Origin of the sequence: Actinomadura sp. GC306 (genome assembly GCF_004348665.1) — a bacterium.
Classification (GTDB): Bacteria; Actinomycetota; Actinomycetes; order Streptosporangiales; family Streptosporangiaceae; genus Spirillospora.
Genome location: NZ_SMKM01000170.1, coordinates 1 through 14,541 on the forward strand (window position 1 = coordinate 1; position 14,541 = coordinate 14,541).

Consider the following 14,541-nt stretch of genomic DNA (forward strand, 5'->3'; position numbering starts at 1 on the left):
GACGATGGCCCAGCCCCCCAGACCGCGAGCGACGAGGACGGGACGGACGACGCCGCCTTTCCCGCCGACCTGCTCTCCGACCGCGACCGCCGGATCCTCGCCTTCGAACGGCAGTGGTGGAAGTACGCGGGAGCCAAGGAGCAGGCGATCCGCGAGCGGTTCGACATGTCGGCGACGCGGTACTACCAGCTCCTCAACATCCTGATCGACCGTCCCGAGGCGCTCGAGTGCGATCCGATGCTCGTCAAGCGCCTGCGCCGGATGCGGACGCAGCGGCAGCGCAGCCGCGCCGCCCGCCGTCTCGGCATCCGCCCCTGACCCCCGCCGGACCGGCCCGCACCCCCGTCCGGCCGGCACCGATCCCGGCCCGTCCCGCGCCCGACTCGCGCCGGGCGGGTCCTGGCGACACCCCCGGTGAGAAGGTTCACTGGTCGGGTGAACACTCCCCGTTCTGTGACGGCCGCCGGTGCCGACGGCCTCGACGCGATCCGCAAGTCCCCCTCGGAGGCCGTGCTCGGCTTCGACTTCGACGGCACGCTCGCGCCGATCGTCGCCGACCCGGCGGCGGCGCGGGCGCACCCGGGCGCGGCCTCGGCGCTGGCCCGGCTCGCCCCGCGGGTGGGCGCCCTGGTGATCGTCACCGGGCGGCCCGCGGCGGTGGCGGTCGAGTACGGCGGTCTCGACGGCATCGACGGCCTGGTCGTGCTGGGGCAGTACGGGCTGGAGCGCTGGGAGTCGGGCGTCCTGACGGTGCCCGAGCCGCCGCCCGGCGTGGCGGAGGCCCGCGCCAAGCTGCCCGGCGTACTGGAGGCGGCGGGCGCGCCCCCGGAGACGTTCATCGAGGACAAGGGGCAGGCGCTCGCCGTGCACACCCGGCGGTGCGCCGAACCGGAGGTCGCCCTTGAGCGCCTGCGGAGCATCCTCGCCGCGCTCGCCGAACGCACCGGGCTGACGGTCGAGCCCGGCCGCCTCGTGCTGGAGCTGCGTCCGCACGGGATGGACAAGGGCGTGGCGCTGCGCTCGTTCATCGCCGACCGCGGGACCCGCCCGTCGGCCGTGCTCTTCGCGGGGGACGACCTCGGTGACCTGGCCGCGTTCGACGCGGTCGACTCCCTGCGCGCGGAGGGCGTGCCCGGGGTCCTCGTGTGCAGCGTGTCGGCCGAGGTCACCGCCCTGGCGGAACGGGCCGACCTGGTGGTGGACGGCCCGGCCGGCGTCGTCGACTTCCTCGGGACGCTGCTCGACCCGGCCTCCTGAGCCGGCGGCCGCGCCGAGCCCGATGCGCGGCCGAGCCGTGCCCCGAGCCGTGCCCTGACCCGTGCCTTGAGCCGTGCCGGACCCGTGCCGGAGTTGCGGCTGATTTGCGGTTGAGCTGCGGTTCGTCCTGGTTTCACCTGCCCTCGTCGCCGTTTCTTGTCGCGAAGTGACAAGAAGTCTGCCCGCATTTGTCGCAAGGTGCGCGATTCGTGGTGCCTGTCCGGTTCACTGTGTTTCGTGGGGCAAAATGTGGCGACTTGCGGTAAGTGCGCGGTTCTTCGGGCCCGCATCAGGATGAGGGGAGGCGACGATGGACACCGAACGTGGCCTTCCGCGCCGTCCGGGCGATCTCAGGTACACGCCTCCCGGGGGGACCCCGTCGCCCCGGGCGACCCCCGGGCAGGGCCGTCCGCATGCCTCCCGGCCGGCGCCGGAACCTCCTCCGGGCGGCGGGACGCCGCCCGCGGGTGCCCCGATCCCGCCGGACGCCCCGGTGCGCCCGATCGTCCAGCGCGGGCCGGTCGACCCGTACGAGATACCGGTGGACCCCTACGGAGAGCGGCCGCGGACGCAGGCGCCTCCGCCTGCCTGGGGCCCGCCGCCCGGCTCGTCGCCGCGACCCGGACCCGGGTGGTCCGAACCGCGCACCCGGAGCTCCATGCCCGAGTCCGAGCCCTGGGGGCCGTGGTCCGCCTCGTCCGAGGGGCGGGACGCGTATGCGGAGGAGCGGGACCCGTACGCTGAGGAGAGCGGGCCGTACGCGACCGGCCGGCGGTCCCGGGATTCGGGCGGCGTCGACGTCAAGCTCGGCCCCCGGGCGCGCGAGCGCGAGCGGGCGCGCAGGGAGCGTGCGGCGCGCCGGGCCAGAGGGCGCGCCCTCCTGGTCACGCTGGGCGTGCTCGTCCTGGCGGGGCTGGTCACGATCGGGGTCGTCCTGACGTCCGGCTCGGACGGGAACGGCACGCAGGCCGGCGGCGGTTCCGGGGCGAAGCCGGTGGACGTCGAGCCGCCGCCCGCCGGGAAGCCACTGGAGGTCAGCACGGCCGACGGGTACCGGTACCGGGTCGCCGCGGTGAGCAACGGCCTCAACGAGGACGCGGTGACCGAGGCCCAGACCGAGCTGCCGTCCGGCACGTCGTTCCCCTACATCGACTACCTCCTCACCAACGCCGGCGAGGAGGAGGCGCTGCTCGACTACCCGGGCGACCCCTTCGTCAAGCGCGAGCTCGTCGCGGAGGACGCGCGGGAGCGGTGCGAGCCGCAGGGCGGCGCCCCCGACGACATGTGCATCGCGCCGGCCAAGAGCGAGGTCGTGCGGCGCCTGGTCGGCGGGGAGCTGGTCGACGGTGACGGCGGCGACAAGTACATGCCGCCCGGCTCGACGTACCTGGTGCGTGTCACGGTCCAGGTTCCGGTGGACCGCGACCTCACGTCTTCGGACATCGGCCTGTACGTGGCGGAGCAGCTCTTCGTGGGCACGGACCCCGCCAAGCACGTTCCCTTCCCGTGACCGCTCTTCCCATGGATCGGCGCTGACCGATGTAGGACGCCGGGCGGCCCGCCTCGGGCCGCCCCGGCGCTCCATCACCGTCCCCTGACCGCTCCCTCTGACAGGCGCCCTGTACCGGGTTTCCGCTGCTGAACTTGCCGGTTGTCGTGTGGGTGACAAGCTCGGAAAGCGGATTTGTCGTATCTCGCGCGACTCTAGGGGCACCCGTGGACTCTGCGTCCAATTGCGCCAAAATATGATGAAGTGCGGTAAGTGTGGTCCACGGGGGAGCTGCGCGTAACTAGGGGAGGCTTGACGGTGAACACGGAACCGGTACTCCCGCGCCGTCCCGGCGAGGTCGGAAACACGCCTGCGCACGGGATCCCCGCGGCAAGGGCGACGCCCGTCGAGGGGACGCAGATCCACCCGCCGCCTCCCCTGCGGCCGGGCGCGCCGGCGGCACCCGGAGCGCCGATCCCGCCGGGCGCCCCCACGAGCCCCATCGTCCACCCGGAACCCGGACGCGGTGAGCCGCCGCGGGTCTGGGGCCGTCCGCCGGTCGAGCCGCCGCCGCGCGTCCAGGTCCCGGCATCGGAGGCGTGGCCCGGGACGGAGCCGCGCGGTGCCGCCGCCTGGGCCGGCGCGTCCGAGGCACAGGACGCCTACCAGGGGCCGGACGAAGAGGTCCCGTCCACCACCGGGCCGATGGGCGTCGGCGTCCGGGAGACCAGCGGAGTGCAGGTCCGGCTGGGGCCCCGGGAACGGGAACGGGAACTGGAGCGCCGGGCGCGGCAGCGGGCCGCCGGGCGCCGCAGCGGGATCGTCGCCGCGGGCGTGCTCGTGCTGGCCGGGCTGGTCACGGCCGGGCTCGTCCTCACGGGCGGATCCGGTGACGGCGACCCGAGCCCGGCCGCGGCCGGGCCGGGATCGGCCGGCGCCGAGCTGCCGCCGGCGGGCCCGCCGATCGAGGTCGGCACCGTCGACGGCGCCAAGTACCGGCTGGCCACGGTGGACAGCGGGATCAGCGAAGGCGCCGTGACCACGTTCCACTCCACGCCGCCGTCCGGCACGTCGTTCCCCTACATCGAGTACCTGCTCACCAACCCGACCAAGGACAACGTCCTCCTCGACTTCCCGGGCGACGTGTTCGTCAAGCGCGCGCTCGTCACGCCCAACGCGCGGGGCCGCTGCATGCCGCAGGCGGGCGTCCCCGAGGACATGTGCACGCCACCGACCAAGAGCGAGGTCGTGCGGCGCCTGGCGGGCGGCGGGCTGGTGTCCGGGGACGGTGGCGACAAGTACATGCCGCCGGGCTCGACGTACCTGGTGCGCGCGACGGTGGACGTCCCCGTCGACAGCGATGTCGGCCGTGCCGACATGGGGCTGTACGTGTGGAAGCAGCTCTACATGGCCGACCAGCTGGCCAAGCCCGCGCCCTTCCCCGGCTGATCTCCGCGTCGCCTCCGGATGCTCCGGACGGGCCGGTCACTCGGCCTCGGGGTCGTCGGCGAGGATCCCGTAGAGGCGGCGGCGGGCGTCGTTGACGACGTCCAGCGCGCGGGCCTTCTGCGTCTCGCTGCCGACCGCCATGACCTGCTGCAGCGCGCCCATCAGCTGGCCGATCGCCTCCCGGCCGCGCACGACGTTCTCGCCCGCCTCGGCGGTGACCTCGTCCCAGGGGGCGGTGGCCTGCGCCGACGTGACCTCGCGGCCCGCCTCGGTGAGGGAGAACAGCCGCTTGCCGCCCTGCTCCTGGCTGCTGACCAGGCCCTCGTCCTCCAGCATCTGCAGGGTCGGGTAGACCGAGCCGGGGCTCGGCCGCCACACGCCGCCGGTCCGGGCGTCCAGCTCCTGGATCATCTCGTAGCCGTGCATGGCCCGCTCGGCGAGCAGGGCGAGCAGCGCCGCCCGGACGTTGCCGCGCCGGGTCCGGCGGCCGTGGCCGCCCCGCCCGCGGCGCGCTCCTGGGCCGAACATCGGGCCGCCCGGACCCCACGGGCCGAACTGGTCCCCGCGGCGCCTGCGCACCCGGGGCCCCCGGGGGGCTGCGTGCCTTCCCAGCGTGGTGTCGCGCATCGCGGGCTCCTCAACCGGTGGTCGTCAGCGATGCGTCAACGATATATCGGATGGTCGGGGCGGGGTGCTTCAGGGGCCCGTGACCTTGAGGTTGTCCAGGATGTTCTTCGTGACGTCGCGGTCGTCGGTCTCCTTGACCCGGATCCACAGCCCGAACTTGCCGGCCTTGTCGGTCAGCCCCACCTCGGTCACGGACGGCGTGCCGCTCTGGCAGTTCGTGAACCGCGTTATCGTCCCGCTGAGGGCCTTGTCGGGGGTGGTGTAGCTCGCCGGCTCGGCCTTCGTGCACCGCGGGTGGACGGCCGCGGACGGCGGGGGGAGCTGCCCGTCCCGCACGTCCGTCGTCACGCCGATGAACACGCCGGGGCCCTTGCCGTCGCCGAGGAAGGCGGCCTTGTCCGGCGTCGCGCGCAGCACCGGACGCGGCTCGGCGTCCTGCAGCCGGACGGTGTTCGGCTCCCACGTCTGCTCGGGCTGCTTCGGCCACGCCTTCGGCACCGCGGTCTTGATCTTGCCCGCGTCGTCGGACACCGCGGCGAAATCGTCGGGGAGCTTGGCCGCGTCGTCCTCGCTCTTGCCCTCGTCGCCCGAGAACAGCGTGCCGAGGACCAGCCCGCCGATCAGCGCGACCACGAGCACGGCGACCGTGATGAGCAGCGGGGTCACGAACCGCTTGTTCGCGGTGCCACCGCCTCCCGGTGTGCCGGGGCCGCCGCTCCCGCGCAGCTTGCCCAGCAGGCCGCCGCCGCCCTGCTTGCCGCCGGGCCCCTGGCCCTGCCCTTGGACCGGTCCTGGCGGAGCCTGGAAACCGGTGGGCGACGGGCCCGGCTGCCCCGGCCCGCCGTAGGGCGGCGGGCCGCCCGGACCCGGGCCCATCGGTTGCTGCGGCGGGCCGCCCTGGGGGCCGCCGCCATTCTGCGGCGCCCCGACGGGGAAGACGGCCGTACGGTTGTCGCCGCCGCCGTCGCCGCCCGGCTGCTGCGGCTGTCCCTGCACCGGCTGCTGCAGCGCGACCGTGCGGTCCTTGTCGTTGTCGGGGGACGTCGGCCTCTCCACCTGCCCGAACGCCGCGCCCCGGCCGCTCGGGTCGTCCACGATCGTCTGCCCGCCGCCGCCCGCCGGCCCCTGCGGGCGCGGCGGCACGGCCATCTCGGACGTGCCGATGTCGTCCTCCATCGGCTGGTCGAGCCGCGTCCGCATCTCCCGCGGGCCGCCCGGCGCCTGCCCCTGCACCGGCGCCTGCCCCTGCGCGGGCGCCTGCCCCTGCACGGGCGTCACCGCCGGGCCGGGGGCCTGGGCCGCCGCCGGGGGACGGGCCTGGGTGCCGTCCCGGTAGAAGTCCTGGACGGTCGCGTCCGCGTTGATCGGCGGCGCGGCCGGCGCGGCCGGCTGTGCGGCCGACTGTGCGGCCGGCTGCGCGGGCGTGCCCGGCAGCGACGTGGGGCGGAGCGTCGACAGGGCCTCGGCGAACGCCTCGGCGGTCGGCCACCGCTTCTCCCGCTCGACCTCCAGGGCCCGCAGGATCACCTGGTCGAACGCGGGGGAGAGCCCCTCGCGCAGCTCGCTCGGCGCCGACTTCACCGGCGCCGGGCCGGGCGCCCGCCCGGTGATCATGTGATAGGTCAGCGCGCCGAGCCCGTACACGTCGGCGCGGACGTCCAGTCCGCCGCCGAACCGCGCCTGCTCCGGCGACATGTAGCCGGGCGTGCCGACCGGCAGCGTGAACGCGCCGGACGCGTGCGCGAGGGCCTTCGCGAGCCCGAGGTCGGCGATCAGCACCCGCTCGCCGCCGTCCGGGGCCGACTGGAACAGCACGTTGGTCGGCTTGAGGTCGCGGTGGATCACGCCCAGGGTGTTGATGACCTCGACCCCGTACGCGATCTCCTCGGCCAGGGCGACCGCCTCATTGACCGGAAGTGGCCGTTCGCGCATGCGGTCCGCGAGCGTTCCGCGGTCCGCGTACGACATCACGAAGTAGGGACGGCCGTCCGGAAGCTCACCGATGTCGTGCACGCGGACCAGCCGCGCCGAGTCGGCGCGGCGCAGGATCCGGGCCTCCTCGAGGAAACGGTTGCGCACGTCCAGATCGTCGATCAGGCTGCCGGACAGGACCTTTATCGCCACCTGGGAGTCGAGGGCCTCGTCTTGCCCGAGCCACACAGAGGCGAACGCCCCGGACCCCAGGACGCGATCGATCCGGTAACGGCCAACCGTTGGAGGGAAAGACACACCCGTATCATCCCAACAACGGGCTGAGTGTGCGAACGAGCATTGAGGCGGCATGGCATTCGACGAGAGGACCGAGGAGCTGGCGGTCAAGGCCGCTCAGGGCGATCAGGGCGCCCTCAACGAGCTCCTCCGCAAGATCGAGCCGGACGTCCTGCGGCACAGCTCCCGCTTCCTGCCCTGCCGGCAGGACGCGGAGGAGGCATGCCAGGACGCCCTGCTCCAAGTGGCGCGGAACATCCACCGCTTCGAGGGCAGGTCCAGGTTCAGCACCTGGCTGCACGTCGTCGTCGCCAACTCCGCCCGCTCCACCTACCGGTCGCTGAAGCGCCGCTCGGTCGAGCAGGCCGGCGAGCTTCCGCAGCAGCGCCCGGACCCGCGCCGGACCAGCGTCATCGCCGGCTCCCGGGTCGACATCCTGGACGCCATGGAGGACCTTGAGGCCCGCAAGCCCGACCTCATCCAGGCCCTCGTGCTGCGGGACGTGTCCCAGCTGGAGTACGCGGAGATCGCCGAGCAGCTCAACCTCCCGCTCGGCACGGTGAAGTCCCGCATCCACGAGGCGCGCAAGCAGTTCCGGCAGACCCTGGGCGAGTCCTACACCTGAGGGGCGGCGCGACCGTCGAGCCGCGCGACCGTCAAGCGTCGGCAAATCCGCGGTAACGGTGTGTCGATGGATCGTGTACGGTGCGTGACGTCTGGGACACCATTCCTGCATGTCATCAGGCCCGGACCCCCGCCACGACCGTCCGATCTTCGTCCTCGGGTGTCCCCGCTCGGGGACGACGCTGCTCCAGCTGATGCTGCACTCGCACGCCCGCATCGCGATCCCGGCGGAGACGAAGTTCCTCATCCCCGCCTATGCGCGGCGGTGCGAGTTCGGTGACCTCGAAGACAGGGAGAACAGGCGCGCGCTGGCGGAGTGGATCACGACCGACCGGTCCACGAAGTTCCACGCGCTCGGCCTGGACGCCGCCGAGGTCGTCGAGGAGGTCGCCGCCGGGCCGCCGACGCTGGGGTCGGCGCTCGGCATTGTCTTCCGCGCCTACGCCCGCCGGCACGGCAAGCCGCGCTGGGGCGACAAGCGGCCCAGCTACTTCCGGCATGTCGGCACACTGCTGCGGATGTTCCCCGACGCCCAGTTCGTCCACCTCGTCCGGGACGGCCGGGACTGCGTCGCCTCGCTGATGGAGATGCCCTGGTACGACAAGGACGTCTACCACGCCGTCTCCGCGTGGCGGGAGGCGATCGACCGCGGCCGCCGGCTGGCCCAGCGGCTCGGCCCCGACGCCTACTACGAACTGCAGTACGAGCGGCTCGTCGCCGACCCGGTCGACGAGCTGACCCGGCTCTGCGCGTACCTCGGCGAGGACTTCGACCCCGCGATGACGCGGCCGGAGGGCCTCGCGAAGCGGACCGTCCCGCCGCGGAAGAAGTGGCACGGCCGGACGCACGACGCGGTCACGACGAGCCGCATCGGATCGTGGGCCGAGCGCCTCGACCCGTGGCAGATCAGCCTGGCGGAGGCCGCGTTCGGCGAGCGGCTCGCCGAGTACGGCTACGAGCCGAGCGGGCTGGAACGGCCGTCCGCGGCCCAGCTCGCCCGGTTCGCCAAGACCAGCACCCACCGCCGCATGGCGCAGCGCAAGGCGGCGCTGCGCGAACGCTGGAAGCAGCACCACGAACCGAACCCCGTCCGGTGCCTCCTGACGCCCGCGCCCGACTCCGCGCCCGACTCCGTGCCTGAGCCCGTGCCCGAGCCCGTGCCCGAGTCCGTGCCCGAACCCGAGCCCGCCGCCGGCCCGGCGGACAGGACGGAGTCGGCGGAGTCAGTCCAGGGCGGCTAGCTGGTCGGCGAACCAGCGCTGCGGGGGCAGGGCCGTCGCGGCGGCGGCGAGCCGGACGCAGCGTTCCGCGCGCTGGGCCGGGGGCATCAGCAGGGCCTTGTGGAGGGTCTCGGCGGTCTGCGACACGTCGTACGGGTTGACCATCAGGGCGTCCTCGGACAGCTCGGCCGCCGCGCCCGCCTCCCGCGACAGCACGAGCGCGCAGCCCCGCTCCGACAGGACGGGCCCCTCCTTGGCGACGAGGTTCATCCCGTCCCGGATCGGGTTCACGAGCAGCACGTCGGCCAGCCCATAGGCGGCGAGCGAACGCGGATAGTCGTCGTTGACCTGCAGGATCAGCGGATCCCAGTCGGCGGTGCCGAACTCCTCGGTGATCTGCCGCGCGGTCCGCTCGACGGCCTCGGTGTACTCCCGGTACTCGGGCAGGTCGTAGCGGGACGGGTACGCGAACGCCAGGTGCACCACGCGGCCGCGCCACTCGGGATGGTTGACGAGCAGCTCCCGGTAGGCGGCGAGCCCCCGCACGATGTTCTTGGACAGTTCCGTCCGGTCGATCCGGACGATGAGCTGGCGGTCACCCACCTGTTCGCGCAGCGCGCGCGCCCGCTCCACGACGTCCTGATCGGCGGCGCGCCGGCGCAGCGCGTCCGCGTCGATGCCGAGACCATGCACGCCCACGCGCGTGACGTGCCCGTCACACGTGACGGTACGGGCGGCACGGTCGACGCGTGCACCGGGCAGCAGCTCGCAGCAGTCGAGGAACGCGGAGGCCCACCGCTCGGTGAGGAACCCCGCATGGTCGGCGCCGAGAATGCCCAGCAGGATCTGCTTCCCGATGTCGTCAGGGAGCAGCGAGTAATACTCCGGCGGCGCCCACGGCGTGTGCGAGAAATGGACGATCCGCAGATCAGGACGCCTTTCGCGGAGCATCCGCGGAGCCAGCGACAGGTGGTAGTCCTGAATCGCGGCCTTCGCACCGGGAGCGGCGTCGCGCGCCAGGGCGTCGGCGAACGCCGCGTTGTACGCCTCGTAGGACTGCCAGTCACGGCGTGCGCGAGCATCGAAATGCGGGCTGCGCGGCGTGTCGTACAGAAGATGGTGGACGAACCACAGCGTCGAATTGGCCACGGCGTTGTACGCGCGGTGGAACGTGGCCTCGGGGATGTCGAGCATCCGCACCGCCGCACCGCCGGTGTCGTGGCCGGCCAGGTCGATGCGTCCGTCCGGGGCGCGGCGCGCGGCCGTCCGGTCGGCGTCGTTCAGGCTCGCGCACACCCACAGCACGTCCGGGCCCCCGGCCGACGGCTCGCGCGCGGCCCCCGTGACGCCGGCGAGGCCCGAGACCAGGCCCCCGCCTCCGCGCCGCATGGTGAGCGCACCGTCCTCCGACGACGAGAACGACACCGGACCGCGGTTCGATGCCACCAGCACTTGGCTCATACCGGAAAGGGTCTCAGTTGAGGCCGGGGGGCTTCAAAGTGGCCCACGTGGTTCACAACACAGGCGAGAAATGGTCGGAATAGTGCAAAGCGGCGCGGGTACCGGGCGGAAATGAGCAACGCCGAGACGAGGAAGACGGTGCTGGTCGCCGGCTTCGCCAACCTCCTGCTCGCACTGGCCAAGCTCGTCGCCGGCGCCCTCGCGGGATCCAGCGCGATGCTCGCCGAAGGCGCCCACTCGATCGGGGACACCCTCAACCAGGGCTTCCTCCTCGCCTCCCTGCGCCGCAGCGAACGTCCGCCGGACCGCCGCCACCCCTTCGGGTACGGCAACGAGCGCTACGTCTGGTCGCTGCTCGCCGCGTTCGCGATCTTCATCGCCGGGGCCGGCTTCTCGATCTCCTACGGCATCCTGACCATGCTCGGCCACGGCGGCAGCGGCACGAGCGTCTGGGTGGCCTACCTGGTGCTCGCCCTCGCCGCCGTCCTGGAGGGCGCGTCCTGGCTGCGCGCCGTGTACCAGGCGCGCATGGAGACCCGCCGGAGCCGCCGCGGCATCCTCGAACACGTCCGCCGGTCGCCCGACGTGACGTTCAAGGCCGCGCTGTTCGAGGACAGCGCCGCGATGGTCGGCCTCCTGTTCGCCGCGGGCGGGCTGATCCTCCGGGAGATCACCGGCTCGGACTTCTGGGACGGCCTCGGCTCCGTCCTCATCGGCGTGCTGCTCGCCGTGCTCGCGTTCGCCATCGGACGGGAGAGCACCGTCCTGCTGATCGGCCGCGCGGCCGACCCCGCCGCGCAGCGCGTGATCCGCGCCGAGATCCTCGGCGCCCACGGCGTGACCGGGGTGGAGGAGCTGCTGACGATGCACTTCGGCCCCGAGCAGCTCCTCGTCGCCGCCAAGGTCAACTTCTCCGACGACATCAGCGCCGACGAGGCCGAGGACGTCGCCGGGGAGATCGACCGCCGGCTCAGGGAGCGGGTCCCGGTCGTCCGGCACGTCTTCCTCGACCCGACCCAGCGCACCGTCCGGCACGACGAGGCCGGCATGATCAAGGACGCGCCCGGGTAACGTCTCAACCGGTGGACCCGGCTGTCTGGCATCCGGTCAGTTCATGTAAAATCACGCAGACGAATGCATACCGGCGTTCGTGTACAACTGAATATTGCTCATCCAGAGGGGTGGAGGGACCGGCCCTGCGAAGCCCCGGCAACCACTCGGCTGAAGCGCGCTCGCGATCCTGCGGGGGCCGGCCGGGAGATGGTGCCAACTCCGGCCTGCGACCAAGGTGGCGCAGGGAAGATGGGGAGAAAGGCCCTCGCTTCATGGCATCCACGCCTGCCACTGACCTCGGACCCGCTACCGGTCTCGTCTGCCGCGAATGCGGCTCGACCCGCGACCTCGGGCCCTTCTACGCCTGCGAAGAGTGTTTCGGCCCCCTGGAGATCGCGTACGACTTCGGGGGAGTGACCCGGGCGGACATCGAGTCCGGCCCGCGCAACATCTGGCGCTACCGGGGGCTGCTGCCCGTTCCGTCCACGGTGGCGGACACCCCCAACACCGAGCCGGGCCTGACCCGCCTCGTCCGCGCCGACAACCTCGCCGAGAGCCTCGGGCTGCAGAGCCTGTGGGTGAAGGACGACAGCGGCAACCCGACCCACTCGTTCAAGGACCGCGTCGTCGCCGTGGCGCTGGCCGCGGCCCGGGAGCTGGGCTTCAAGGTGCTCGCCTGCCCGTCCACCGGGAACCTCGCGAACGCCGTCGCCGCCGCCGCGGCCCGCGCCGGGATCCGCAGCGCGGTGTTCGTCCCGTCCGACCTGGAGTCCCAGAAGATCATCACGACGGCCGTGTACGGCGGGACGTTCGTCACGGTCGACGGCAACTACGACGACGTGAACCGCCTCGCGTCGGAGATCGCCGGGGAGCAGGACGACTGGGCGTTCGTGAACGTCAACGTCCGGCCCTACTACGCGGAGGGCTCCAAGACGCTCGGCTACGAGATCGCGGAGCAGCTCGGCTGGCGGCTGCCGGACCAGGTGGTCGTCCCCGTCGCGTCCGGCTCCCAGCTCACGAAGATCGACAAGGCGTTCCAGGAACTGATCAAGCTCGGGCTGGTGGCGGACAAGCCGTACCGCGTGTTCGGCGCCCAGGCCGCCGGCTGCGACCCCGTCGCCGCCGCGTTCAAGGCCGGGCACGACGTCGTCCGCCCGGTGAAGCCCGCCACGATCGCCAAGTCCCTCGCGATCGGCAACCCCGCCGACGGCCCGTACGTGCTGGACGCCGTCCGCCGCACGAACGGCGCCGTCGAGGACGTCACCGACGAGGAGGTCGTCGAGGGCATCCGCCTGCTGGCCCGCACCGAGGGGATCTTCGGGGAGACCGCGGGCGGCGTCACCGTCGCGACCCTCCGCAAGCTCATCGGCACCGGCGCCCTCGACCCGTCCGCCGAAACCGTGATCATCAACTCCGGGGACGGCCTGAAGACCCTGGACGCGGTCGCGCCCGTCGTCGGCCCGTCCGCGAACATCGCCCCGTCCCTGGAAGCCTTCCGCGCCGCCGGCCTGGCCTGAGAGGAGCACCATTGAGCACCGTCTCCGTCCGCATCCCGACCATCCTGCGGACCTATACCGGTGGCGAGTCCGAGGTGAAGGCCGAGGGCGCCACACTGCGCGCCGTCGTCGCCGACCTGGAGTCCAGCTACTCCGGCATCTCCGCCCGAATTCTGGACGACAACGGCAAGATCCGCCGGTTCGTGAACGTCTACGTCGGTGACGAGGACGTCCGCTTCAGCGAGGGCTTGGACACCCCCACCCCGGAGGGCGCCCAGATCTCGATCATCCCGGCGGTGGCCGGCGGCTGACGAGACCCTACCCTGCTCGGCCCTGGCGCACCCGGTGCGCCAGGGCCGTTGCCATGTCCGCCCACCTTCACGAACCGGTCATTTCACTCCTGGATTAGTCGGGCATTCATGGCATAACTGAAAATAGCCCATAATCATCCAACGTCCGGAAATAGAGGTCGGCCTTCGAGTGTGCGGAGCCGAGTCCCTTACGTGGACATGCGTTTCGCTGCCTTCAGCTTGGAGTGCCCTGTCAACGCGCTTTAGTTTGTTGTCGGTTCTTTCCTGGAAGAGTGAGGCTTGGGCGCTCAGAAGAGCGCGCAGAGTTCAGACAGGAAGGAACGGCATGAAGCGCATTGCGCGTGCTGTGACGATTACCGGAATCACCATGGGCGCCGCCGTCCTCGCGGCCCCTTCCGCGATGGCCGACATCCACATCTACGCCGTGGAGAACGCGAACATCTCGCACTACGGACCCACCTATGTCAGCGAGAGCGGCCCGGGCAACCTGAACTTCAGCAGTGTGACGGGTTCGCCGAAGGCGTCGCCGAAGGTCGGGAACGAGTCGGTCGAGGTCGGCGAGATCGAGACCGAGATCAAGGGCGGCAAGGGCAACGTCGTCGTCAACGAGGTCGAGGGCGCCGAGCAGGACGCGGTCGCCGTGGCCGAGCAGGCCGCCGCCGAGGGCGCTGAGCAGGGCGCTGCCGAGGGCGCTGAGCAGGGCGCTGCCGAGGGCGCTGAGCAGGCCAAGCAGGAGGCGCAGGAGCAGGGCGCCCAGCAGGCGGCGCAGGAGCAGGGCGCCGAGCGCACCGTGGACGGCAAGGACGGCCACGAGAAGGACGGCCACGAGAAGGACGGCCACGGCAAGGACGGCCACGGCAAGGACGGCCACGGCAAGGACGGCCACGGCAAGGACGGCCACGGCAAGAACGGCCACGACAAGAACGGCCACGGCGAGAACGGCGAGGCCGAGGCCGCCCAGTGGGTGAAGCAGTCCAACATCGGGCACAACGGGCCCACCGTCGTCGGTGAGTTCGGCCCGGGCAACCTGAACTTCAGCAGCGTCACGGGCTCGCCGAAGGCGTCGCCGAAGGTCGGGAACGAGGCCGTCGCGGTCGGCGAGATCGAGACCGAGCTCAAGGGCGGCAAGGGCAACACCGTCGTCAACGAGGTCGAGGGCTCCGAGCAGGACGAGATCGCCGCCGCCGGGGCTGCCTGACAGGCGACCGGATAACGGGCTGCAATTCCGCTTCACAGGGTCGGCACCAAGACCCCAGAACGATCCCATCGGCCGCTCCGGCCACGATTCCGGAGCGGCCGATGCCACCCCCGAACCGCCCGCCCCTGGGGATGGCAAACTCTCCGGC

Annotated in this window: 13 protein-coding genes and 1 riboswitch; of the genes, 10 read left to right on the forward strand and 3 right to left on the reverse strand. The window is 72.4% G+C overall.

Going from position 1 to position 14,541, the window contains the following annotated elements:
• The first annotated feature begins 69 nt into the window (after positions 1-69).
• The 4 genes from E1200_RS21845 (at position 70) to E1200_RS21860 (ending at position 4,195) form a co-directional block, all read left to right on the forward strand.
• A complete protein-coding gene (locus tag E1200_RS21845) occupies positions 70-318 on the forward strand; it encodes a DUF3263 domain-containing protein (RefSeq protein WP_131953931.1) in 249 nt (82 codons plus the stop codon).
• 135 nt (positions 319-453) lie between these two features.
• Positions 454-1,257, forward strand: a complete 804-nt coding sequence (gene otsB / locus E1200_RS21850; protein WP_131953919.1) for a trehalose-phosphatase — start codon at positions 454-456, stop codon at positions 1,255-1,257.
• Between the two features lie 658 nt (positions 1,258-1,915).
• Positions 1,916-2,767 (forward strand): hypothetical protein, encoded by an 852-nt coding sequence (locus E1200_RS21855; protein ID WP_131953920.1) that lies wholly within the window; start codon positions 1,916-1,918, stop codon positions 2,765-2,767.
• Positions 2,768-3,064: 297 nt separating this feature from the next.
• Positions 3,065-4,195 (forward strand): hypothetical protein, encoded by a 1,131-nt coding sequence (locus tag E1200_RS21860; protein WP_131953921.1) that lies wholly within the window; start codon positions 3,065-3,067, stop codon positions 4,193-4,195.
• Positions 4,196-4,231: 36 nt separating this feature from the next.
• Here the strand turns inward: E1200_RS21860 and E1200_RS21865 are convergent, their stop codons facing one another.
• Positions 4,232-4,822, reverse strand: coding sequence for a PadR family transcriptional regulator (locus E1200_RS21865; protein ID WP_131953922.1), 591 nt, complete (start codon positions 4,820-4,822; stop codon positions 4,232-4,234).
• Between the two features lie 69 nt (positions 4,823-4,891).
• On the reverse strand, positions 4,892-7,105 hold the full coding sequence (locus E1200_RS21870; RefSeq protein WP_279484817.1) for a serine/threonine-protein kinase: 2,214 nt from the start codon (positions 7,103-7,105) through the stop codon (positions 4,892-4,894).
• On the opposite strand from E1200_RS21870, the gene E1200_RS21875 reads away from it, so the two are divergent.
• The gene (locus tag E1200_RS21875) at positions 7,104-7,655 is read left to right on the forward strand and encodes an RNA polymerase sigma factor (RefSeq protein WP_131953924.1); all 552 of its coding nucleotides are present in this window, start codon (positions 7,104-7,106) and stop codon (positions 7,653-7,655) included. The two genes, E1200_RS21870 and E1200_RS21875, sit on opposite strands and share 2 nt — an antisense overlap.
• Before the next feature lie 109 nt (positions 7,656-7,764).
• Complete coding sequence (locus E1200_RS21880; protein WP_131953925.1) at positions 7,765-8,895, forward strand: sulfotransferase; 1,131 nt, start codon at positions 7,765-7,767, stop codon at positions 8,893-8,895.
• Here E1200_RS21880 and E1200_RS21885 read toward each other — a convergent pair.
• On the reverse strand, positions 8,878-10,335 hold the full coding sequence (locus tag E1200_RS21885; RefSeq protein ID WP_131953926.1) for a trehalose-6-phosphate synthase: 1,458 nt from the start codon (positions 10,333-10,335) through the stop codon (positions 8,878-8,880). The two genes, E1200_RS21880 and E1200_RS21885, sit on opposite strands and share 18 nt — an antisense overlap.
• A 111-nt stretch (positions 10,336-10,446) precedes the next feature.
• Between E1200_RS21885 and E1200_RS21890 the strand changes: the two genes are divergently transcribed.
• The 4 genes from E1200_RS21890 to E1200_RS21905 all read left to right on the forward strand — a co-directional run bounded on the left by E1200_RS21890 (position 10,447) and on the right by E1200_RS21905 (position 14,393).
• Positions 10,447-11,406, forward strand: coding sequence for a cation diffusion facilitator family transporter (locus tag E1200_RS21890; protein ID WP_131953927.1), 960 nt, complete (start codon positions 10,447-10,449; stop codon positions 11,404-11,406).
• A gap of 95 nt (positions 11,407-11,501) precedes the next feature.
• Positions 11,502-11,644: riboswitch (SAM riboswitch) on the forward strand.
• Between the two features lie 16 nt (positions 11,645-11,660).
• Positions 11,661-12,905, forward strand: coding sequence for a threonine synthase (gene thrC / locus E1200_RS21895; RefSeq protein WP_131953928.1), 1,245 nt, complete (start codon positions 11,661-11,663; stop codon positions 12,903-12,905).
• Positions 12,906-12,916: 11 nt separating this feature from the next.
• The gene (locus E1200_RS21900; RefSeq protein ID WP_131953929.1) at positions 12,917-13,195 is read left to right on the forward strand and encodes a MoaD/ThiS family protein; all 279 of its coding nucleotides are present in this window, start codon (positions 12,917-12,919) and stop codon (positions 13,193-13,195) included.
• A gap of 346 nt (positions 13,196-13,541) precedes the next feature.
• A complete protein-coding gene (locus E1200_RS21905; protein WP_131953930.1) occupies positions 13,542-14,393 on the forward strand; it encodes a hypothetical protein in 852 nt (283 codons plus the stop codon).
• The last annotated feature ends 148 nt before the right edge of the window (positions 14,394-14,541 follow it).